Origin of the sequence: Sphingomonas sp. R-74633, from assembly GCF_013416555.1 — a bacterium.
Classification (GTDB): Bacteria; Pseudomonadota; Alphaproteobacteria; order Sphingomonadales; family Sphingomonadaceae; genus Sphingomonas.
The window spans coordinates 1,194,947-1,215,558 of sequence record NZ_JACCFG010000001.1 but is presented as its reverse complement, the minus strand read 5'-3'; the positions used below and the strand labels follow the sequence as shown (position 1 = coordinate 1,215,558).

26 protein-coding genes and 1 tRNA gene are annotated in these 20,612 nt (G+C 66.0%); 14 read left to right on the top strand and 13 right to left on the bottom strand.

The window, feature by feature from the left end:
* The first annotated feature begins 6 nt into the window (after nt 1-6).
* Entirely contained in the window at nt 7-1,518 is a 1,512-nt protein-coding gene (locus HZY97_RS05865; RefSeq protein ID WP_180141466.1) for a hypothetical protein, read from the top strand.
* Here the strand turns inward: HZY97_RS05865 and HZY97_RS05860 are convergent.
* Nucleotides 1,515-2,228 (bottom strand): murein L,D-transpeptidase catalytic domain family protein, encoded by a 714-nt coding sequence (locus tag HZY97_RS05860; RefSeq protein WP_180141464.1) that lies wholly within the window; start codon nt 2,226-2,228, stop codon nt 1,515-1,517. The two genes, HZY97_RS05865 and HZY97_RS05860, sit on opposite strands and share 4 nt — an antisense overlap.
* A 296-nt stretch (nt 2,229-2,524) precedes the next feature.
* Here HZY97_RS05860 and HZY97_RS05855 point away from each other — a divergent pair, with 296 nt between their 5' ends.
* From HZY97_RS05855 to mtnA, 5 genes are all read left to right on the top strand, one after another.
* Complete coding sequence (locus HZY97_RS05855; RefSeq protein ID WP_373684300.1) at nt 2,525-3,205, top strand: L,D-transpeptidase family protein; 681 nt, start codon at nt 2,525-2,527, stop codon at nt 3,203-3,205.
* 45 nt (nt 3,206-3,250) lie between these two features.
* Complete coding sequence (locus HZY97_RS05850) at nt 3,251-3,865, top strand: methylthioribulose 1-phosphate dehydratase (RefSeq protein WP_180141460.1); 615 nt, start codon at nt 3,251-3,253, stop codon at nt 3,863-3,865.
* Nucleotides 3,862-4,410: an acireductone dioxygenase gene (locus HZY97_RS05845; RefSeq protein WP_180141458.1), complete on the top strand. Its 549-nt coding sequence runs from the start codon at nt 3,862-3,864 to the stop codon at nt 4,408-4,410. The genes HZY97_RS05850 and HZY97_RS05845 overlap by 4 nt, the downstream gene beginning before the upstream one ends.
* An 85-nt stretch (nt 4,411-4,495) precedes the next feature.
* Nucleotides 4,496-5,137, top strand: coding sequence for an acireductone synthase (mtnC, locus tag HZY97_RS05840; RefSeq protein WP_180141457.1), 642 nt, complete (start codon nt 4,496-4,498; stop codon nt 5,135-5,137).
* Entirely contained in the window at nt 5,134-6,180 is a 1,047-nt protein-coding gene (mtnA, locus tag HZY97_RS05835) for an S-methyl-5-thioribose-1-phosphate isomerase (RefSeq protein ID WP_180141455.1), read from the top strand. The genes mtnC and mtnA overlap by 4 nt, the downstream gene beginning before the upstream one ends.
* A gap of 64 nt (nt 6,181-6,244) precedes the next feature.
* On the opposite strand, the gene HZY97_RS05830 is transcribed toward mtnA, so the two are convergent.
* Both HZY97_RS05830 and HZY97_RS05825 read right to left on the bottom strand, forming a co-directional pair.
* On the bottom strand, nt 6,245-6,937 hold the full coding sequence (locus HZY97_RS05830; protein ID WP_257214882.1) for a hypothetical protein: 693 nt from the start codon (nt 6,935-6,937) through the stop codon (nt 6,245-6,247).
* A 135-nt stretch (nt 6,938-7,072) separates the two neighbouring features.
* On the bottom strand, nt 7,073-8,230 hold the full coding sequence (locus HZY97_RS05825) for an aminotransferase (protein ID WP_180141453.1): 1,158 nt from the start codon (nt 8,228-8,230) through the stop codon (nt 7,073-7,075).
* Between the two features lie 83 nt (nt 8,231-8,313).
* On the opposite strand from HZY97_RS05825, the gene HZY97_RS05820 reads away from it, so the two are divergent.
* Nucleotides 8,314-8,544, top strand: a complete 231-nt coding sequence (locus tag HZY97_RS05820) for a hypothetical protein (RefSeq protein WP_180141451.1) — start codon at nt 8,314-8,316, stop codon at nt 8,542-8,544.
* 208 nt (nt 8,545-8,752) lie between these two features.
* Here HZY97_RS05820 and HZY97_RS05815 read toward each other — a convergent pair whose 3' ends face one another.
* On the bottom strand, nt 8,753-9,127 hold the full coding sequence (locus HZY97_RS05815; RefSeq protein ID WP_180141449.1) for a YidH family protein: 375 nt from the start codon (nt 9,125-9,127) through the stop codon (nt 8,753-8,755).
* A 65-nt stretch (nt 9,128-9,192) separates the two neighbouring features.
* A tRNA-Arg gene (locus tag HZY97_RS05810) sits at nt 9,193-9,269 on the bottom strand.
* 59 nt (nt 9,270-9,328) lie between these two features.
* On the opposite strand from HZY97_RS05810, the gene HZY97_RS05805 reads away from it, so the two are divergent.
* From HZY97_RS05805 to HZY97_RS05790, 4 genes are all read left to right on the top strand, one after another.
* A complete protein-coding gene (locus tag HZY97_RS05805) occupies nt 9,329-10,078 on the top strand; it encodes a queuosine precursor transporter (RefSeq protein WP_180141447.1) in 750 nt (249 codons plus the stop codon).
* A gap of 6 nt (nt 10,079-10,084) precedes the next feature.
* Nucleotides 10,085-10,420: a hypothetical protein gene (locus tag HZY97_RS05800; protein WP_180141445.1), complete on the top strand. Its 336-nt coding sequence runs from the start codon at nt 10,085-10,087 to the stop codon at nt 10,418-10,420.
* A gap of 84 nt (nt 10,421-10,504) precedes the next feature.
* Entirely contained in the window at nt 10,505-11,332 is an 828-nt protein-coding gene (locus HZY97_RS05795) for an alpha/beta hydrolase (protein ID WP_180141443.1), read from the top strand.
* A gap of 149 nt (nt 11,333-11,481) precedes the next feature.
* Entirely contained in the window at nt 11,482-12,819 is a 1,338-nt protein-coding gene (locus HZY97_RS05790; RefSeq protein WP_180141441.1) for a methyl-accepting chemotaxis protein, read from the top strand.
* A 66-nt stretch (nt 12,820-12,885) separates the two neighbouring features.
* On the opposite strand, the gene HZY97_RS05785 is transcribed toward HZY97_RS05790, so the two are convergent.
* From HZY97_RS05785 to HZY97_RS05755, 7 genes are all read right to left on the bottom strand, one after another.
* A complete protein-coding gene (locus HZY97_RS05785) occupies nt 12,886-13,428 on the bottom strand; it encodes a PH domain-containing protein (protein ID WP_180141439.1) in 543 nt (180 codons plus the stop codon).
* A 38-nt stretch (nt 13,429-13,466) separates the two neighbouring features.
* Complete coding sequence (gene purQ, locus HZY97_RS05780; protein ID WP_180141437.1) at nt 13,467-14,132, bottom strand: phosphoribosylformylglycinamidine synthase subunit PurQ; 666 nt, start codon at nt 14,130-14,132, stop codon at nt 13,467-13,469.
* A complete protein-coding gene (purS, locus tag HZY97_RS05775; protein ID WP_180141435.1) occupies nt 14,129-14,359 on the bottom strand; it encodes a phosphoribosylformylglycinamidine synthase subunit PurS in 231 nt (76 codons plus the stop codon). The genes purQ and purS overlap by 4 nt, the downstream gene beginning before the upstream one ends.
* Before the next feature lie 138 nt (nt 14,360-14,497).
* Complete coding sequence (purC, locus tag HZY97_RS05770; RefSeq protein WP_180141433.1) at nt 14,498-15,280, bottom strand: phosphoribosylaminoimidazolesuccinocarboxamide synthase; 783 nt, start codon at nt 15,278-15,280, stop codon at nt 14,498-14,500.
* 104 nt (nt 15,281-15,384) lie between these two features.
* Nucleotides 15,385-16,392 (bottom strand): DUF4349 domain-containing protein, encoded by a 1,008-nt coding sequence (locus tag HZY97_RS05765; RefSeq protein WP_180141432.1) that lies wholly within the window; start codon nt 16,390-16,392, stop codon nt 15,385-15,387.
* 149 nt (nt 16,393-16,541) lie between these two features.
* Nucleotides 16,542-17,465, bottom strand: a complete 924-nt coding sequence (locus HZY97_RS05760; protein ID WP_180141430.1) for a hypothetical protein — start codon at nt 17,463-17,465, stop codon at nt 16,542-16,544.
* Nucleotides 17,466-17,644: 179 nt separating this feature from the next.
* Nucleotides 17,645-17,965, bottom strand: coding sequence for a UrcA family protein (locus tag HZY97_RS05755; RefSeq protein ID WP_180141428.1), 321 nt, complete (start codon nt 17,963-17,965; stop codon nt 17,645-17,647).
* Nucleotides 17,966-18,080: 115 nt separating this feature from the next.
* On the opposite strand from HZY97_RS05755, the gene HZY97_RS05750 reads away from it, so the two are divergent.
* The gene (locus tag HZY97_RS05750; RefSeq protein WP_180141426.1) at nt 18,081-19,013 is read left to right on the top strand and encodes a LysR substrate-binding domain-containing protein; all 933 of its coding nucleotides are present in this window, start codon (nt 18,081-18,083) and stop codon (nt 19,011-19,013) included.
* A 174-nt stretch (nt 19,014-19,187) separates the two neighbouring features.
* Here HZY97_RS05750 and HZY97_RS05745 read toward each other — a convergent pair whose 3' ends face one another.
* Complete coding sequence (locus tag HZY97_RS05745) at nt 19,188-19,802, bottom strand: outer membrane protein (protein WP_180141424.1); 615 nt, start codon at nt 19,800-19,802, stop codon at nt 19,188-19,190.
* A 227-nt stretch (nt 19,803-20,029) separates the two neighbouring features.
* Here HZY97_RS05745 and HZY97_RS05740 point away from each other — a divergent pair, with 227 nt between their 5' ends.
* Both HZY97_RS05740 and HZY97_RS05735 read left to right on the top strand, forming a co-directional pair.
* Entirely contained in the window at nt 20,030-20,299 is a 270-nt protein-coding gene (locus HZY97_RS05740) for a hypothetical protein (protein WP_180141422.1), read from the top strand.
* 22 nt (nt 20,300-20,321) lie between these two features.
* Nucleotides 20,322-20,609 carry a hypothetical protein gene (locus HZY97_RS05735; RefSeq protein ID WP_180141420.1) on the top strand — a complete coding sequence of 96 codons (288 nt, stop codon included), beginning with the start codon at nt 20,322-20,324 and terminating at the stop codon, nt 20,607-20,609.
* Nucleotides 20,610-20,612: the final 3 nt, after the last annotated feature.

Below are 20,612 nucleotides of genomic sequence, written 5' to 3'. Positions count from 1 at the left end.
CTCGCCATGCTCACCTGGATCCGCCGCCAATTTGACGACCGTCCGGTGCGCGCCGTGATGGTGGTGTTCGCCGCCTATACGATCTTCAAGATCAACCTGAAGTTCTTCGCACCGGCAGGCCCCTGGTGGCGCGGCTGGCACGACCAGATGCAGTATCTGAAGTCGGCCAGGGCTCTGCTGCGCTTCGATTTGAGCCCGGACCAGCATTGGTATCCCTTGCTCTATCCGCTCGCCGGCGCGCCCTTCGCCTGGGCGCCGACGCCCTTCGTACCGATCAACCTGCTCTGTTACGCCGCCGCCTTCTGGGGCTTCTGGCGAGTCTGTTCGCGCTTCGGCGTGGGGAGCTTCGCTGCAGGCCTGCTCTTCCTCGCCGCGACGATCGGCGACCTGCGCATTTCGAAATTCTGGCTCGAGCCGTGGACGACGACGATGTCCACGGCCTTCATCTGGCTGGCCTTTGCCGAAGCGGCCGACATGATGTTCGGCGAGCGCCGCCGGCCCTGGCTGCTCGGCTCGCTGCTGATGGCGATCGCGCTGGTCCGCCCGGCGGATGTGGTGATCGCCGCGGTGATCGGCGGCTTCGCGCTGTGGCGTCCGGTGCTGATCGAGAAGCGCTGGCTGGATCTCGCAAGGGCGATCGGCGGGGCAGGGGCGGCGTTCCTGCCGTACGCGGCGCTCTATCTCGCAATCTATGGCTGGCGCCTCACCGACTATACGATCCTGTCGGGGGACTATGGCTTCGCCTTCGCCGATCTCGGCTGGAAGGCGAGCATATTGCTGGTCGATCCCGCGCCCTGGTTCCCCGGCGAGACCGGGTTGCTCCGCGAGCTGCCCTGGCTGCTCACCGGCGCGGCGGGCCTGATCCTCGGCGTGTGGCGCCTCAACGGGCCGGCGCGCTGGCTGACGCTCGGCATGGCGCTCTCCGCGCTGATCTACACGCTGATGATGCTCGCCTATGTCGATCTGGTGCCGAGCGGCATGTGGCGCTTCTTCAACGCGCATTATTTCAAATGGCTGTTCCCGATGGCGGCGCTGTTCACCTGGCTGCTGTTTACGTGGCGCGACCTGCGCGGGCTGGCCGTGGTCGTGGCGCTGGTGCTGCTCGCGAGCTTCCGCATCGTGCCGCGCCCCGCCGAGCCACAGGAGCCCGCCAAGGCGCTCGCCTTCGCCGCGCCGAATGCCCCGTGGCAGGATATCTATTTCGCTCGTTCAGCGGTCGTGGACGCGCACGGCGCCCAGCGCAGCCCGGCCGACTATCACCAGCTCTGGATGGGCGACCGCGTGATGGCCATCGCCTTCAAGCGCCCGTTCGAGGGCGATGCGCTCTGGTACGGCGTCACGCCGCCGAGCGTGGCGACCTGGCCCAAGGGCAGCGGCAAGGAAGATGTCGTGCTGCCGGGTGCATGGCCGCAAAAGCCGCTCGCGCGCTACGCGACCAGGCTGAGCTTCGGCTATCCGTGCTGGGCGCCGCCCTTCCCGTGCGGGACCGGGCCGGGGCCGGGGCTACCGAAAAACTAGACCTTGGCGGAGTAGATCATCCGGCCCGGCCCAAGCTGTTCGAACAGCTTGGCCAGCTCGGTCTCGCCGACCGCGAAACAGCCCTGGCTGCGGCCGAGCTTGCCGTGCTTGCCGATCATGTCGGCATTCGCATACCAGGCCGAATGGACCACGATCGCGCGGTCGAGCGCGTTGTTGTTGGTCGGATCGAGCCCGAGCAGGCGCTGCGAGTCGCCATGCTTGCCGATGTAGTAATCGGCGGTCAGGAACGCGCCTTCGCAGGTCGCTTCCGAATTCACTTCGTTGGAGAAGCGCTGCAGCATGCCGCTATGCTCGGGGTCCGAGCCGATGCCGTGCGCGACGAGGAAATGCTCGACCTGGCCGCTGCCGAGATTGACGACATGGAAGCGCGGATTGTTCGACGAGGTGGCGAAGTCGGCGATCGCGATCCGGTCGTGCGACGGGATGCGCATCGAGTGGCGGTTGAGCGCTGCCAGCGCCTTCTTGAACAGGTCGGGGCGGACGCCCTGGGGCACGCCGGGCACACGGGCCGCGGCCAGTTCGGGTGCCTTGGGGATCGCTGCCACGGGAGTCGGAACCGGCACCGGAGCCGGCGCCATTGCGGTTGTGATCGTGCGCGAGGCGCAGGCGGAAACCACCGCGCCGCTACCCATTACCAGCGCCGCCTTCAACAAGGCGCGACGCGACTGAATCGTCTCGAGACTGTGCATATGTTCCAATTTGCCCGCTGCTCTGCCCCTAGGGGAACTTTATATCAGACAGATGGTGAGCGCGTTGCTTAACAACTGTCCCAAGTTGCGCGACTCGCCGCAACGATTGCCCGGTTCGCCGAAGTCAGGGCGAAATCCGCAACGTTGCCAGCGTTTTGCGCACCCGAATTATCTCCGATTCGGCAGCGGCACGAAATTAGGTTAATTTCGTTAAGGAATCGCCCTGAGCCGTCCTGGCTCGAGATTCGGAGAGCTGTTTGATGCGTTCCGGCACCTTTGCCGTCCTTCTCCTGGCCTTGGCCACGATTCTTCCCATCACTCCCGCCGCCGCACAGGTCGCCGCATCGGACAGGATGCAGGTCGGCCCCGACGCGCTGCGCAACGGACAATGGGCGTGGTACGAGGAGCCGCAGCTGATCAAGGCGAGCACCAGCGAATGGGATCCGGTCTCGATCGTGGTCAGCATCCCGGACCAGCGCGCCTATGTCTATCGCGGCGGGCACCTCGTCGGGGCGAGCACCGTCTCGACCGGCTCGGACGGGCATGAGACGCCGGTGGGCGCCTTCACCATTCTCCAGAAGAAGGTGTTCCACCGCTCCAATCTCTATTCGAACGCGCCGATGCCCTACATGCAACGGCTGACCTGGGACGGGATCGCGCTCCATGCCGGCCGCCTGCCGGGCTATCCGGCCTCGCATGGCTGCATCCGCTTCCCGGCCGCCTTCGCCAAGCAGCTCTACACGCTGACCGAGCTGGGCGGCGACGTGATGGTCACTGACGAGCCGGTGGTGAACCCCGAGCGCTCCGGCCCCTCGACGCCGCTATTGATGGCCGATGCCCGCAATCTGGGCGGAGAGGCGTTCAACATGGTGACGATGCCCGGCAACGCCCCGCGCCCCGAGATCGGACCCGCCACCTATGTGACCGGCCCGGCCCGCGAGATCGTCCAGCCGATCGGGCGTCGCGGCTCGAAATAAATTCTGTAATGCGCCCGTCGCTTTGGATCGGCTAAGGCCGGGCGCATGACGATGTCCTTCGAAGACGCAGCCAATGCACTGGTCGAGGTCGGCCGCCGGCTCGACGCGCGCGGCTGGGCGCCCGCCACGGCCGGCAACTACTCCGTCCGCCTCGACGACGGCAGCATCGCGGTCACCGTGTCCGGCTGGCACAAGGGCCGCCTGACGCCCGATGGGATCATGCGCGTCGACCTGGAAGGGAAGGGGCTCACTCCCGGCAAGCCCTCGGCGGAGACCGACCTGCATCTCGCGATCTACCGCCTGTTCCCCAATGTCGGCGCCGTCCTGCACGGCCATTCGCCGGAGGCCGTCGGCATGAGCCGCGCCACCGAAGCGAATGAATGGGTCTTCGCCGGGCATGAGATGCTCAAGGTCTTTCCGGGCAACACCACCCATGAGGCCGAGATCCGCCTGCCGATCGTCGACAACAGCCAGGACATGGCGGTGATCGAGGAAGCGATCCGCCCCGCGCTGCTGGCGCCGAACGCGGCCCCGACCTATCTTATCCGCAGCCATGGGCTCTATGCCTGGGGCAAGGATCTGGCCGAGGCCGAGCGCGTGCTCGAGGGCACCGAATGGCTGATTGCCGCCGAGCTGGCCGAAAGGGCGTGGAAACGATGACCCATCTCCGCATCTTCGACGAAGCGGGCGGCGCGCCGCTCACCGACACGCGCGATGCCGGTGCCATCGCCGCGGCGCTCAAGCCGATCGGCGTCCGCTTCGAGCAATGGCCGTCGCGCCCGCTCGCCGACGATGCCGGGCAGGACGAGGTCCTCCAGGCCTTCGCCCCCGAGGTCGAGCGATTGAAGGCAGAGAATGGCTATCAGTCGGTCGATGTGATCCGCATGGTTCCCGACCATCCCGAAAAGGCCAATCTGCGCACCAAGTTCCTCTCCGAGCACCGCCATTCGGAGGACGAGGTCCGCTTCTTCGTCGAAGGCGAGGGGCTGTTCACCCTGCGCGAGGGCGAGAAGATCTACGCGGTCCTTTGCGAGGAGGGCGACCTGATCTCGGTCCCCGCCGGCACCCGCCACTGGTTCGACATGGGCCCGAGCCCGCGCTTCACTGCGATCCGCCTGTTCACCAATGCCGATGGTTGGGTCGCCAACTTCACCGGTGACACGATCGCCGAGCGCTTCCCGCGGCATGAGCCGCTCGAGGTTTAGCCGTCATCCCGGCGAAAGCCGGGATCTCGTGCCATATCGCGCCTTCGCCTGAGATCCCGGCTTTCGCCGGGATGACGAGAGTTGAATGACCAAACACCACGCCCCCAAAGCCATCCTCCTCGACATCGAAGGCACGACCAGCAGCATCAGCTTCGTCGCCGACGAGCTTTTTCCTTATGCGCGCAAGCATCTGGCGGAATTCGTTGCGGCCAATCCCGAGGCCGCCGCGCCGATCCTTGCCCAAGTGGGGGGCGACGACCCGGTCGCCACGCTGATCCAGTGGATCGATGAGGACCGCAAGGAGACCCCGCTCAAGACGCTCCAGGGGCTGATCTGGGCGCAGGGCTATGCCGATGGCGAGCTCAAGGGCCATGTCTATCCCGACACGCCTGATGCGCTGCGCCGCTGGACAGGCGCGGGCCTCAAGGTGAACATCTATTCCTCGGGCTCGATCGCCGCGCAGAAGCTGATCTTTGGCCACTCGATCGCCGGCGACCTGACGCCGTTGCTCAGCGGCTATTTCGACACCACCACCGGCCCCAAGCGCGACAGCGACTCCTACACGAAGATCGTCGACGCCCTCGATCTTGCGCCCTCGGACCTGCTCTTCGTCTCCGATATGCCCGCCGAAGTCGATGCCGCGCGCGAAGCGGGCCTCCAGGCCCTGCTGATCGCGCGCGACGATGCGGCGGCCGACATCCATTCTCTCGCGGAAGTGCTTCCATGATCCTCGAAGGCCAGCCCACGCGCTCGATCCGCCGCACCGAAGACGGCAAGGGCATCGTCATCCTCGACCAGCGCAAGCTGCCCTGGGAAGTGAAGTGGGTCGAACTGCGCGACGTCGATGCCGCTGCCGTGGCGATCCGCGAGATGTGGACGCGCGGTGCCCCGATGATCGGCGCGACGGCCGCCTATGGCTATGCGATGGCGCTCGCGGTGGATCCCAGCGATGCCAACCTCGACGCCGCCTACGCCACGCTCCACGAGACCCGCCCGACTGCGATCAACCTGCGCTGGGCACTCGACGCCGTCCGCGCCGCAGTCGCTGATCTCCCCGAGGCCGAGCGCGCCGAGGCCGCCTTCACCCGCGCCGACGAGATTTGCGACGAGGACGCCGAACTCTGCCGCTCGATCGGCGAACATGGCCTCGAGCTGTTCCGCGAGCTTCACGCGAAGAACCCCGATCGCCCGCTCAACATCCTGACGCATTGCAACGCCGGCTGGCTGGCGACGGTCGATTACGGCACTGCCACCGCGCCGATCTATCTTGCGCATGATGCGGGCATCCCGGTCCATGTCTGGGTCGACGAGACGCGGCCGCGCAACCAGGGCGCGCTGCTCACTGCGTTCGAGCTGCGCAACCACGGCGTTCCGCACACCGTGATCTCCGACAATGCCGGCGGGCTGCTGATGATGAAGGGGCAGGTGGATGCCGTCGTCGTCGGCACCGATCGCGTCACGCGCAACGGCGACGTCTGCAACAAGATCGGCACTTATCTGAAGGCACTCGCGGCAGCGGACAACGCCGTGCCCTTCTATGTCGCGCTGCCCTACACGACCTTCGACCCCAATACCGAAAGCGGCGCCGACATCCCGATCGAGGAACGCAGCGCCGACGAGCTGACCCGCTTGACCGGGCCCTCCGCAAGCGGGGAAATCAGCACTGTCCGGGTAACCGATTCCCCCGCCGCCAATCCAGCATTTGATGTGACTCCCGCACGCCTGGTGACGGGTTACATCACCGAGCGTGGGGTGCTGGACAGGATCTGAACAGCCTCATCGCCCGGGAATGTGGAGTTCCCGGACGAGGAAGACTGAAAGTGGAAACGTCGGCTTATTGCGGCGCGGTCGTCACGGTCGTCTTGGTCGTGGTCGACGCCGTCGGCTTGACCACGGTCGTGGTGGTCTTCTTCGCAGGCGCCGCCTTCTTCACCGTGGTGGTCTTGCGCGTCGACGAATAGGTACGCGTCGCGGCCGGCTGGGTCGTGGTGGTCTCGATCGTGGTCGCGACCGGCTGGGCTGCCGCGGCACGCGCCGCCGCCGCATCGGCCGCTGCCGAGTTCGCCGCCATCGCCGCCGCATCGGCGCGGGCATTTGCCGCCTGCGCATCAGTCTGCGCGTTCAGCGCGGCATCCTGCGCAGCGGCCTTCTCGCTCGCCTCCGCCGCAGCAGTGGCTTGGGCGTCACGGCGCGCATCGCGTTCGGCGGCCATGGCGTTCTGCTTGTGGCTCTCGGCTTCGGCTAGAGCCTGGTCGGCCAGGCCCGAGGCGCGACGCGCTTCGTTGATGGTCGAATCGCGATGGTCGCGTGCCAGCTGGTCCTTGGCGGTACGCAGCGACTCAGCCGCGCGCGCATAGGCTTCCGGCGCGAACTTCTCGGCGCCCGCGGTCTGCGCGGCGTCGACCTTGGCAGTGGCTTCGGCGACGGCGGTGCGTGCCCGGTCGATACGGCTCTGGGCAAGCGACGGCGTCGCGATGAGAATGGCGGCAACCGCGGCGCCGCGCATCAGGAACTTCATGTTACGCATGGGTACTACTCCAGTAGATCTTCTGATCCCGCGGCCGGCGAACGTGCCGCAAATGCGACGAGTTGCCTCCGCCACGGTGAAGCGGTCGCGGATGCCGACGAAGCGAAGGAAGACGATCGCGCCCGGAGCGCCGGATCAGCCGGCCAGCCGGTCTCGCGCCTCGGCGATACGGGCAATCGCGGCGTCGAGCGTCGCGTCTTCCTTGACGAAGCAGAAGCGCAGCACATTGGTCACCGCGTCCTCGGCATAAAAGGCCGAGACCGGGATCGAGGCGACGCCCGCCTCGTCGATCAGCCTGTTGGCGAATGTCACGTCATCAAGGCCGATGCCCGATGCGGTAAGATCCACCGACAGGAAATAAGTCGCCGCGCTCGGCAGCACCGCGAAGCCGGCACCCTCAAGCCCTGCGCGCAGCCGGTCGCGCCCGGCCTGGAAGCGGTGCCGCGAGTCCTGCACCCAGCCATCCTGCATCGCCAAGCCCTCTGCCACTGCCCATTGCAGATTGGGCGGGGTGGTGAAGGTGAGGAACTGGTGCGCCTTGGAGATCACACGGGCGAGGGCAGGGGCAGCGCAGATCCAGCCGACCTTGAAGCCGGTCAGCGCGAAGATCTTGCCCGCCGATCCGATCTTCACCGTCCGCTCGCGCATGCCCGGGAAGCCGATCAGCGGCAGATGGCGGGCGCCGTCGAAGGTGACATGCTCCCAGACCTCGTCGCAGATCGCGATCAGGTCATGGCTGACACAGAAGTCCGCCAGCATCGCCAGCTCGTCGGCGCCGCACATCGTCGCGGCGGGGTTGAGCGGATTGTTGAGCAGCAGCACGCGCGTCTTGCTCGACACCGCCGCTTCGAGTGCCGCCTTGTCGATCTTCCACTCGGGCGGGCTCAGCCGCACGAACTTGGGCACGCCGCCGGCCTGCTTGATCAGCGGCACATAGGCGTCATAGAGCGGCTGGAAGCAGATCACTTCGTCGCCGGGCGAGACGCAGGCGAAGATCGCCGCCGCCAGCGCCTCGGTCGCGCCCGAGGTTACCACGACTTCCTCGGCGGCGAGGTTTAGCCCCTGGTGCCGCGCATAATGGTCCGCCACCGCGCCGCGCAGCTCGGGCAGGCCGATCATCGGCGGATATTGGTTCGACTTCTCCAGAACCGCCTTCGCCGCCGCTTCGAGCACCGCCTCGGGCCCGCGCCCGTCGGCAAAGCCTTGGCCCAGGTTGATCGCCCCGGTCTCGCGCGCCCGTGCGGACATCGCTTCGAAGATGGTGGTGCCCATTTGAGCGTAAAGCGGGTTCATCCCCGGCTTGTGACGGCTTGCATCTTTGGGTGCAACCGCCGCATTAGCCTGACGTTCAGGCTTGCACCAATATAAGGAAGATCATGAGCAAGACCCCGCCCAAGCCGCAGGAAGCCCAGTCGCCCTATCCGATCGAGGAACCGCCCCACGACCATGGTCAGGGGAGCGAGGCGCTGCAGGCGGTCAAGGATATCGTCGAGGCCACGAAGCGCTGGAAGCCCGATGCCAAGCAGATCGGCATGGGCGCTGCGATCGGCATCGGCTCGGCAGCGATCGTCGCCGGCCTGCTCTATTGGCGCGGCGGCAAGAAGTAAGCCGCGCCGCCGGGGGCGGCCTTCGTCGCCCGATCCTCGGCTTCCATCGCACGATGCTCGTTTCCAGGCACTCGCCCGGCGCAGATCGCCGCGTGCCGGCGCGGCCTGAACCCGACTGTTGCGCCGGCACAATCCCTGTGCCGCTTGGATTCGACGCCCGAGTTGGTGCCTGACGGGCGTCCTGGCAGCTGGGACGCCCGTTTTGCGTTCAGACCAGCCGGGTGGTGATCGTCAGGAAAAGCCCCGATCCCGCGACGGCCATGACCAGCGCGATGAACAGCACCGGTCGGCCGAGCCTGAACGGCTCGATGCGCTCCAGATCCCTGAGCGTTACCCAGTAGCTGATCGTTCCCATCACCATGGTCAGCGTTCCCATCCCGACCAGGAACATGCCGATGTGGCGCGGGCTGCTCGAATTGGCGATCTGATGATTATCGGCAAGCGCATCCAGGAATTTGTAGATCGTGAAGCCGAAGCTCAGCATCGAGAGCGAGGTGCGGACCCACGCCATCAGCGTGCGGTCCGCCGCCATGATCGTCCGCTTCTGGCCCAGATCGGCGGGGAGGATGGGGCGCAAGTGCATGGGGCTTTTTCCCGCCGCAGGGCCTGAGGCCACAATCGGGATAAACCCGCGCTTCTGTCGGGGATTGGCGCGCCCGGCTGGATTCGAACCAGCGACCACGAGCTTAGAAGGCACGTGCTCTATCCAACTGAGCTACGGGCGCGCGCAGAATCGCCCCTAGCGTGGATTGCGCGGCAGCGGAACCGGGATCATAATTCCTCGATGAGCGAGGGGGATAACCGGCCGGCCCGCGTGGCCGCCAATACGATCGCCGGCGGACATTTCCGCTATTACGACTTCGTGATGGCCGCGTTCGTCGCGATCATCCTGCTGTCGAACGTGCTGGGCGCGGGCAAGGTCTCGCAGATCTGGCTACCCTTCTACATCGGCTATTGGCCGTTCGGCGCCGGCATCCTCTTCTTCCCCGTCTCCTATGTCATCGGCGACGTGCTGACCGAAGTCTATGGCTATGCCCGCGCCCGCCGGGTGATCTGGGCGGGCACCGGCGCGGTGCTGTTCATGGCGTTCATGGCCTGGGTGGTCGTGGCGCTGCCGCCCGCGCCGAGCTGGGGCAACCAGGCCGCGTACGATACGATCTTCGGCCAGGTGCCGCGCATCGTGCTCGCCTCGGTCTGCGCCTTCTGGGCGGGCGAGTTCGTCAACAGCTATGTCCTCGCGCGGATGAAGATCTGGACCGGCGGCAAGATGCTGTGGAGCCGCACGATCGGCTCGACGATCGCGGGCGAGGGCGTGGACAGCCTGATCTTCTACCCGCTCGCCTTCCTGGGCGCGGTGGGCTGGACCACCGAGCTCGTCATCCAGGTGCTCTTCACCCAATGGGCGCTCAAAGTGGCCTGGGAAGTGATCCTCACGCCCGTCACTTATCTCGTCGTCGGCTTCCTCAAGCGCCGCGAGGGCGTCGACGTATTCGACACCGACACCGATTTCACCCCCTTCGCCACCCGCGTGTAACCGGGGATGAGCCCGCTTCAGGCGGTCAAATTCTGGCTGGTGCAGCATCTCGCTCTCGCCAAGGATGCGCTCCACATCTATGTCGGGCTCACTCTGTTCCTCAGCACCGCGCTCGCCTTCCGATGGCCGCTCCGGAGCTGGAAGCCCTGGGCGGTGGCTGCCGCGGCGGCGCTTCTCGGCGAGGCCTGGGACCTGCGCGACAGCCTGGTCTATCACACGCGCATCGATCCCTGGGGCAATTGGCACGATATCTGGAACACCTTGTTCTGGCCCAGCGCGCTGCTGATCCTTGCCCGCACTACATCGCTGTTCGGCAAGGCGCGCGAAACCGGCGCCCAATAGCTGCGAATACCCGAAGGAGTAGGCAGACGGGCGCTGCCGGCTTTGTCATCCTCCGCGCGAATTCCAGGGCAAGAGGGCAGGCAGATGACAGCGACGGAAGAGACTTTCGGCAGTAGCGCGCACTCCAATATCTTTCTGCGCTCCTGGTTGCCTGATGGCGCGCCGCGCGCGGTGGTGGTGATCTGCCACGGCTTCAATTCGCATAGCGGCCAGTATCAATGGGTCGCCGAGCGGCTGGTTGAAAAGGGCTATGCCGTCTATGCCGCCGATCTGCGCGGGCGCGGGCGCTCCGAAGGCGAGCGCTTCTATGTCGAGCATGTCTCCGAATATACCGATGATCTCGGCGGCGCGGTGGCGATCGCCAAGTCGCGTCATCCGGGCCTCAAGGCCTTCCTGCTCGGTCACAGCGCCGGCGGCGTCACCGGCGCCTCCTATGTGCTGGACAACCAGGCTGAACTGGCCGGCTTCATCTGCGAAAGCTTCGCGTTCCAGGTGCCGGCGCCCGGCTTCGCGCTCGCTGCGATCAAGGGGCTGAGCCACATCGCGCCGCATCTCGGCGTGCTCAAACTGAAGAACGAGGATTTCTCCCGCGATCCGGACGTGGTCGCCGCGCTGAACGCCGATCCCTATATCAAAGACGAGACCCAGCCCGCGGCTACGGTCGCTGCTTTGGTGCGCGCCGATGAGCGGCTGCGCGAAGAGTTTCCCACGATCACTATCCCGGTACTGATCCTGCATGGAACTGAGGATCACGCGACTGTGTGCCACGGCAGCGAGTTCTTCTATGAGACTACCGGATCTAGCGACAAGACCATCAAGATCTATCAGGGCCATTATCACGACCTGCTCGCCGATCTGGGTAAGGAAAGCGTGATGGGCGACATTCTGGAATGGGTCGAGGCGCGAACGTAACAATACAGCATTTGCGTAATTTACGTAATTGCGCAAACTAACTTGCGCTAATCTAAAACTATATTTGGTGCATCGGCACCTTCCCCTACGGAAGCCTCTATAGTGGAGGAAGTGGCAACCATCTTGTTGCTTCCTCCTGAGGACCGCCCATGCACTGGTTCACCGCCAACGCGCCCATTCGCCAGAAGCTGTTCGTAGCCTTTGGCTCGATGACGGTGCTTGCCGGCATTTCGCCGCTCGCGCTGCTGCTGCTTCCCAAGCTCGCCCTGATTATCGGCTTGGGCGCTACGCTGACAGCGGCGGGCCTCGGCACCTGGTATCGCAGCGCGATCGCCACGCCTTATGTCACCACGGTGCTGCGCATGGAGGCACTGGCTGCAGGCGATCTCGCCAGCCCGATCCAGTTCACCGAATATCGCGACTGCGTCGGCCGCCTGACCAAGGCGATGTTCGCGTTCCGCGACACCGCGGCGGCGCAGATCACGGCCAATGCCGAATCCGAACGTCACGGCGAGATCGTGCGCGGCATGACCGGCAACCTCCGCCGGCTGGCAGAGGGCGATCTTACCGCAGACATTACCGAGGAATATCCGGCGGTCTATGCCGGCCTTCGCGGCAATTTCAACGAAGCGCTCTCCTCGCTGCGCAACCTGCTGGGCTCGGTCACCGAGAGCACGATCGCGATCCGCACCGGCTCGGGCGAGATCGCCCAGGCTTCCGAGAATCTGGCGCGCCGCACCGAAGCCAATGCCGCCAGCCTCGAGCAGACCTCGGCAGCGATCACCCAGATGGACCAGCGCCTCAAGGCCACCGCCGAAGCCGCCAGCCGCACCGTGGCGCGTGCTGACGGTGCCACGGCGACGGTCGCCGGCGGCCGCGAAGTCGTCGATCAGGCGGTGCAGGCGATGAAGCGTGTCAATGACAGCGCCAAGGGTATCGATTCGGTCATCGAGGGTCTCGACAAGATCGCCTTCCAGACCCGCGTTCTCGCAATGAATGCCGCCGTCGAAGCCGGTCGCGCCGGTGAGGCGGGCAGGGGCTTTGCGGTCGTCGCCGATCTCGTCTCCGCACTTGCGATGCGCGCCGAGGAAGAAGCCGGCCGCGCGCGCGAACAGCTTACCGCCACCCAGGTCGACATCGTTGCCGCGGTGGAGATGGTCGAGAAGGTCGATGGCGCGCTCGAGAATATCTCGGGAGACGTGAACGGCGTCCACGAACTGCTCAACCAGATGGCCGCCGACAACCAGGCCCAGTCGACTGCGATCAGCGAGATCAGCACCGCGATCGGCACGATGGACGTTTCGACCCAGCAGAATGCCGCGATGGTCGAGGAAACCTCGGCCGCCGCACGCAATCTCACCGGCGAAGTCGCGATGCTCGCCGAGCAGGCCGCGCGCTTCCAGATCGAGGGCGGGCGCAAGCCTTTGTCCTACCCGACGCCGGGCCTCGCCGCATCGACGGGCGTCGAATTCGGCTCGATGCACTAAACAAGTTTCGTCACGGGGCAGGGCGGTCGCGGGGTTTCCCGCGGCCGCCCTTTCGTTTGTGCAGGCTCAGCCGCGCCGGCGCTGTTGCGCGATCAACTCATAGACATTGCGGACATGCTCGATCCGCAGGAACTGCGGCACCGGGTCGGTCGCGGGCGACCAGATCCCCATGCCGTTGCCGACGAACCACGACATTGTCCCGAAGCGGATCGTGCCGGATCCGTCGGCGCGTTCGCTGAATTCGAGCGCGGGCAGCCGGTCGATGTCGAGCGACTTGTTCGAGCGGAACAGGCCGCTGCGCTCGATCAGCACGCGCTGGTTGGTCACGGCATAGGTGGTTGCCCCGCGCAGCCAGGCATCGACCAGGAAGCGGCCGATTACCGCGTACACGCCGACGATCGGGAAGATCAGCGCGACGAGGATGAAGGGGAAAGGCGGAATCTGGCCGCCGCCGATGACGATCGTGCCGGGGATGCCCAGCGCGAAGCCGGCCCAGAGCAGGCTGAATGGAACGAGGAAAAGGTCCATCGGCCGCAGCAGGAACAGGCCCTGCCAGGGCTGGCCGCTCCACAGCAGCTTCTCGCCCGCGAACAACCGGCTTTCGATCATGCTATCCCCCGGGATTTGCTACCCGGGGCGGGAATGGCTCAGGCGACGGCCTCGAGCAAGCCCTCGAACAGCCGGCGGCCGTCGGTGCCGCCATGCGCGGCTTCGATCCGGCGCTCGGGGTGCGGCATCATGCCCAGCACATTGCCTGCCTTGTTGAGCACGCCGGCGATGTTGCGCGCCGAACCGTTGATGTCGGCGGCATAGCGGAACGCGACGCGGCCTTCGCCCTCGATCCGGTCGAGCGTCTCGGCATCGGCGAAATAATTGCCGTCGTGATGCGCCACCGGCACGGTGATCTGCTCACCCGAGCGATAGCCCGAGGTGAAGATCGACTGCGAATTGTCGACAGTCAGCGGCACGTCACGGCACACGAAGTTGAGGCCCGAGTTGCGCATCAGCGCGCCGGGCAGCAGTCCGGTCTCGGTGAGTACCTGGAAGCCGTTGCAGATGCCGATCACGGGCATGCCCTTGTCGGCTGCCTCCACCACGGCCTTCACCACCGGCGAGCGCGCGGCAATGGCGCCGCAGCGCAGGTAATCGCCATAGGAAAAGCCGCCGGGCAGCGCGATCAGGCCGAGGCCGGCGGGCAGTTCGCTCTCGCCGTGCCACACCATCTCGGGCTTCACGCCCGTCACCGCCTCCAGCGCGACTGCGATGTCGCGATCGCAGTTGGAGCCCGGAAAGACGATGACTGCGGTCTTCACAGCGTTTCCACCCGGTAGTTTTCGATGACCGTGTTGGCGAGCAGCTTGCGGCACATCTCGTCGACGGCCTCGTCGCTGGTGCCGTCGGCGAGCTCGAGCTCGAAGATCTTGCCGGCGCGAACGTCCTCGACGCCCTCGAAACCGAGGCCGCCCAAAGCGTGCTGGATGGCCTTGCCCTGGGGGTCGAGCACGCCGTTCTTCAAGGTGACGATGATGCGGAGCTTCATGGGCAGGGCCTATGGCGCGGAGCGCGCCGGGCTGCAACCCCATCTAGCCGTCATCCCGGCGAAAGCCGGGATCTCAGGCGATATAGCCGGGAAAGAGCCGCACGAGATCCCGGCTTTCGCCGGGATGACGGGTATGGCTTACTTGCCCCGGCGCTTCCGGTGGCTTTCCATGTCGAGCACCGCCGAATCCGCTTCGCCTTCCGGGAACAGGCCCAGACGGCGGGCGACTTCCTGATAGGCTTCGACTTCGCCGCCCAGGTCGCGCCGGAAACGGTCCTTGTCGAGCTTCTCGCCGGTGGTCATGTCCCACAGGCGGCAGCCGTCGGGGCTGATCTCGTCGGCAAGGATGATCCGGCCGTAATCATTGTCCCAGATCCGGCCGAACTCGAGCTTGAAGTCGACCAGGCGGATGCCGATCCCGGCGAACAGGCCGGAGAGGAAGTCGTTCACGCGGATGGCCATGTCGGCCATGTCGTGCAGCTCTTCCTGGCTCGCCCAGCCGAAGCACAGGATATGCTCGTCGGTGACCATCGGGTCGCCGAGCGCGTCGTCCTTGTAATAATATTCGACGATCGTGCGGGGCAGCGGCGTGCCTTCCTCGATGCCGAGCTTCTTCGCCAGCGACCCGGCGACGACGTTGCGCACCACGACTTCGATCGGGACGATCTCGACCTGGCGGATCAACTGCTCGCGCATGTTGAGGCGGCGGATGAAGTGGGTCGGGATGCCGATGCCGGCGAGCAGCGTGAAGACGTGCTCGGAAATCCGGTTGTTGAGCACGCCCTTGCCGTTGATCGTGCCCTTTTTCTGGGCGTTGAAGGCAGTCGCATCGTCCTTGAAATACTGGATCAGCGTACCGGGCTCCGGACCCTCGTAGAGGATCTTTGCCTTGCCTTCGTAGATCTGCCGGCGGCGTGCCATCGCGTGCCTTTTCCCCTGGAAAAACCTTGCCCCGGCGGCACGGGGAATCCGTAAGCCTGCCGGGGCGAGAGGCGCGCTATACCCAAAGGGGGTTCCCCGCGCAATCAGGCATCCTCGTTAACGGGTGCCAAACCGGCACTGCGCCACTTGCGGATCGCGGGGCGGGCAAACCAGCCGAACAGCCCGAGGATCGCCAGCCAGGGGCCGAGGAAGATGAGCAGCAGCAACAGGCCGCGCCCCATATTGGCGACCAGCGCGCCCGATTGCGCGATCGCATCGCCCAGCTGCCCGAAAAAGCCCTGGCGCGTCACGGGTGCGTCGATCGGCGCGGTGACGGGTGTATAGGTGATCGTGAAGTCCGAATAGGCGACGCGGCCCTGCAGTTCGCCCATCCAGCCCTTGGCCTGGTCGAGCTCCTCCTGCGCCTGCGCCACGCTGCGCTCGGCCTCGACCAGCTCGCTCACCCGGCCGGCGCGGCCGCGCAGCATGTCGGTGAGGCGGGCGACGAGGATCTCGCGCTGGCGAATGCGCGCGCCGGTATCGACCAGGTCCTTCGAGACGTCTTCCGCCGAGATCTGGGTATCAACCGCGCGCCCGCCGGCCTTGCCGGCCAGCCGCGTGAAGTCCGCCGACACCTGTTGCGCCAGGCTGGTTGCCACGCGCAACCTCAGGCCGCCCTGGCTCGCGCCGTTGTCATTGCTCCCGCGCTGCATCGCGACCAGCTGGCAACGCGGTCCCAGCCGGTTGCACAGGTCGAGATGCGCCTGTTGCGCGCCGGCGATCGCGCTGGCGGGCAGGCGATAGCCGAGGATGTAGCGGTATGCGACCTGCGGCACGCTGATCGGGATTGCCTCGGTCGCCGGTACGCCTTCGCCCTCGGGCGCGGTGGCGGGCGCAGTCATCGCCGGCATCGTCACGTCCGCCGAGGTGGAGCGCATTGCCTGCGCGGGCGGCGGGGGCGGAGGCATCTGCACGCTGAAGGCCTCGAGCGCCGGCCCGGGTTTCTTGACGTAATTTTGCTGCGTCGACTGGACGAACATCGCGAACACCCCGGCGACCGCAATCGCCGCAAGGCCGCCGCTGCCCAGCAACACCCATCGTTTCGGTTTCACCACGGCATCTCTCCCTCAAATTATGATATAACATTACATAATCGAGGCAAAAAGCAAGCGGGGAGGCGGATGCCGTCCCCGCTTGCCGAAAGATCCGTGCGCGGAGCCTGCGCTCAAGTCCTCAAATGCGCGGAGCCCGCGCTTGAACTTCAACGCGCGTGCTCTTCCTCGTCGTCGCGCGAGAACCAGCGCTGGATGAGGTTGCGATTGTCGCCGCGCGGACGGCTGTCATGCCCGTCATGGCCAGCATTATGGATGTCGTCATAGCCGTCGTCGCGGCGCGGCTCGACATCGGGGCCCACGGCGCGGCCATGGATGATCCAGCGCAGCAGCAACACCACCAGCAGCATCAGCAGGCACCACGGCCCGACGCTGGCGAGCACTTGGACGAGCTGGGCGACCGAATTCTCGAGCGTCGCGCCGGCCGTGCGGAAATTGGCCTCGGACGAGCCGAGCCCGGTCAGCGCGCTGCTCGATTCATAGGTGAACAGCATCGGCGCATTGGCCAGCGTCTGGCCCTGGCTGGCCTCGACCTCGGCGATCGTCGAAAGCGCGTTCTGGATGCGAGCCGCGCGCGCCTGGCCGTCGGGCGTGGCGCTGGAGCGGGCATTCTGCAGCTGGTCCTGCAGCCGCTTGATCACCGCGACGCTGCGCGCCGTGGCGGTCGAATCGGCGCCGGTGATCTCGGTATCGGTCAGCACGCCGTCCGATCCGGTGACATTGCGGGTCACGGCGTCGCCGAAGGCCCGGGCGATCGAGGGATCGATGCGGACGGTCAGCACCGCGCGGGTCTTGTTGCCGTCGTCCACGCGGTAGCGCATCGCCAGGATGCGGCAGCGCGCCGGACCGATCCGGTCGCAGGCGTCGGCGTTGGACTGGAGCACGCCCTTCACCTTGGCGCCGGGCAGGCGATAGGCATAGCGATAGTCGAAGCCGGTGCCGGTCGATGCGAAGGCCTCGGCATTGGCAGCCGAGGCGAACTCGGACTGGCCCTTGGCATCCGCGGGCCCGCGACTGACGTCGTCACACCCTGCGAGCAGCGCAAGCGCCGCCAATGCCCAAACGACTCGCATCGGTTTCTCCCTGTTCCTTGCCCAAGGAGTAACCATATTTTGTGACGGCCCCAACCCGATTGGATCGCACCGCCTATCCCTTTTCGGGAACCGCGCGCCGGGCATCAACAACGCTTATGGATAAAGGGTGGCGGGCGGCGTTGCAGGCCGCCCGCCTCTTCGCCGGTCCGAGGGATCAATCAGGGATTGGCGGAGATCCGGATGGCGCCGCCACGCTGGGCGAGCGCCTGCTGGCGTGCCCCGACGAGCTGCTGACGGACTTCGGCCTGGCAGCGCAGCGCGTCTGGTGACTGGGTGATGTAGCCGGCGCGTGCGGTCGGGCAGACCGTGTCGAGCGCCCTGTCGAGGCGACGATCCAGCGTCTCGCGGTCCGCGGCGCGCGACAGGTCGAGATCGGCATAGGAAACACGAACGCCCGCTTCGGTCTGCTGCGCCTGGGCGGCCAGCGGCACGCCGGCGGGAGCGAGGATCAGGGCGAGGGGGATCAGGGTCTTCATCATGGCTTGGTCCTTTGGATGCTGCGCCATGCTCGGCACCCCCTCCATCTGCGCTCGGAAGCCGTTTCAGGCCAACAAATCGTTGGCCAGAATTCATAAGTCATGCTTATATGAAGCGATGCGCCGCCTTCCGCCTCTCGCCGCTGTCCGCGTGTTCGAAGCCGCCGCCCGCCACGGCAATTTCACCCGTGCCGCGCAGGAGCTTGGAATGACCCAGGCTGCGGTGAGCTATCAGATGAAGCTGCTCGAGGAGCGGCTGGGCGCGCCACTGTTCGCGCGCAGCGGGCGCGGCATCGCGCTCACCGATCTCGGCCGGCGTATCGCGCCGCAGATCAGCGCCGCGTTCGACACGATGGGCGATGCCTTTGCCGCGGTGCACGCCGAATCCGAAAGCGTGATGCGGATCACCGCGCCGCGCACGCTCGCCACCAATTGGCTGGCCGGGCGGATCGGCTCGTTCCAGCTCGCCCGGCCCGAGCTGGCGGTGCGGCTGCAGGTGGGCGACGAGATGGTCGATCTGCTCGCCGGAGAGGCCGATATCGCGCTGCGCGGCGCGCGCGGACCGATGCCCGGCCTTGTCAGCCATTTCCTGATGCGCATGCCATTTGCCCCCTTCGCCAGCCCGGCCTTGCTGGCAAAGCATCCGCCGGTGCGCACGCCGACCGACCTGCTCGCGCTGCCCCGGATATCCTCTCGCGACGATTGGTGGGATCTATGGTTCGCCGCCGCGATGGGTGAGGCGCCGGCGGCCGATCAGAACGCCGGCGTGCGCTTCGATTCGCAGATTCTCGATGGCAGTGCCGCAATTGCGGGGCACGGCGTCTCGATCCTGAGCCTGCCGATGTGGCTGCCTTCGGTTCAATCGGGACAGCTTGTCCAGGTGCTGCCGCAGACCGCCTATTACCGGAACAGCTTCTGGCTGATGTATGCCGAGAACAAGCGCAACCAGCCCAAGGTCCGCGCCTTTCGCGACTGGCTGCTCGAGGAAGTAAGGACCTCGATGGGGGACGACCCGCATGGCGCGCTGGTGCCGCCGGAGGGCCTGGCGTAGTTGCTTGCAAACCGGATCCCCGGCGAAGGCCGGGGCCCAGTCTCGGCGCATCTGGTCAGGCGCGCGCAGTTCACGAACCACATTGCAACTGGGCCCCGGCCTTCGCCGGGGATCAGCTATCGCGATGCGTGGAACGCAATAGGGGAGCGAACAGCGCCGCTCCCCTGAGAGACGTCAGAAGCGCACCCCGATGCCGGTCAGCAATTGGTGGCGGTCGTTCTTGAGATTCCCGACATCGCTGTAGCTCGTGTAGCGATACTCGGCCTTGGCATAGACGTTCGAAGTGAGCTTCTGCTCGAGGCCGGCGCCCACGCGCACCCCGTTTGACTTGCGATCGCCAAAGTCTCCGCCCTCGCTGGAGCGTGCGCTGTAGCTTTGCTCCGCCCAGCCCGCCTTGGCGAAGATCAGTGTCTTGGGGCTCAGTGCATAGCCGATGCGTGCGGAGACATCGCTGTCGCGCCCGGCGCTGATCTTGTAGGTGCGCGGGTCAGAGGGCGGGAAGGGGCCGATGTTGGCGTGACCGGCGACCATCCAGCCGATACCGGCCTCGACGCCAAGGGTGACGCGCTTGCCGAGGGCCACGTCATAGCCGACCGCACCACCCACGCGCATGCCGGTCAACTCGGTTCCGGAGAAGGTATCGTCGCCGCTCTGGTCGAGGCCGACGGTGACTTCGGCGCGCGGGCCGGCGAAGGCCTGTGCCGGCGTCTTGTCGGCTTCCTGGGCAAAGGCAGTGTTCGCGCCGACGAGGCAAGTCGTGGCGGCGAGAATCAGGATCGCTTTACGCATTTGGGCTTACTTTCGTTCGTGTTCCCCTGTGTTTCGGAGACGGAACGGTGTCGAAGATCCCGTAATGCTGTGCGGATCTCGCTGCGAAACCTCTGTGGATGGCAAGCAGAAGCCGATCCAAGGTCGCGATCGCCGCGAAGACCCTATGTGGAAACATCCGGAAACATGGCTGGACTTGCAATTCCGCGCATGTTCGGAGAGCCTCCGTTTTTTCGAGGGGGCGAAAAATGTTGCGATTGATGGTGTTGCCGATTTCCGGCCTGATGCTGATGGCGAGCCAGGCGGCGCCGCAGGACGCGCCTGCTGCCGCGCCTGAGAAGAAGATCTGCCGCATGCTGACCACCGTTGGGACGATCATCCCCAAGCGTACCTGCCTGACGAAGGCGGAGTGGAAGCAGCTCTTCGACGTCAGCGAGCCCAAGAACGACATTTACCGCAACCGCAACTCATTTGGTTGCGGGAAGAACATGTCGGCTTCCTCCTGCGTCCCCGAATGAGCCGGCGAACGGGAGGGTTAGCATGATGCTGCGATGGATGGTGTTGCCGGTTTCCGGCCTGGTGTTGATGGCAGCCCAGGCGGCGCCACAGGAAGCGTCGGCTCCGGCGGCGCCTGCGCCCGCGCCCGGCAAGAAGCTCTGCCGCATGATCGCTCCGGTCGGGACGATCATTCCCAAGCGCTACTGCCTGACCCGCGACGAGTGGAAGAAGGTCGGTGACGCCAGCGAGAACGGGAACGAGAATTATCGTAACCGCACCTCGATCGGTTGCGGGAAGCCTGGCGCGGATACTTCCTGCGGGGGGTCTTGAGCC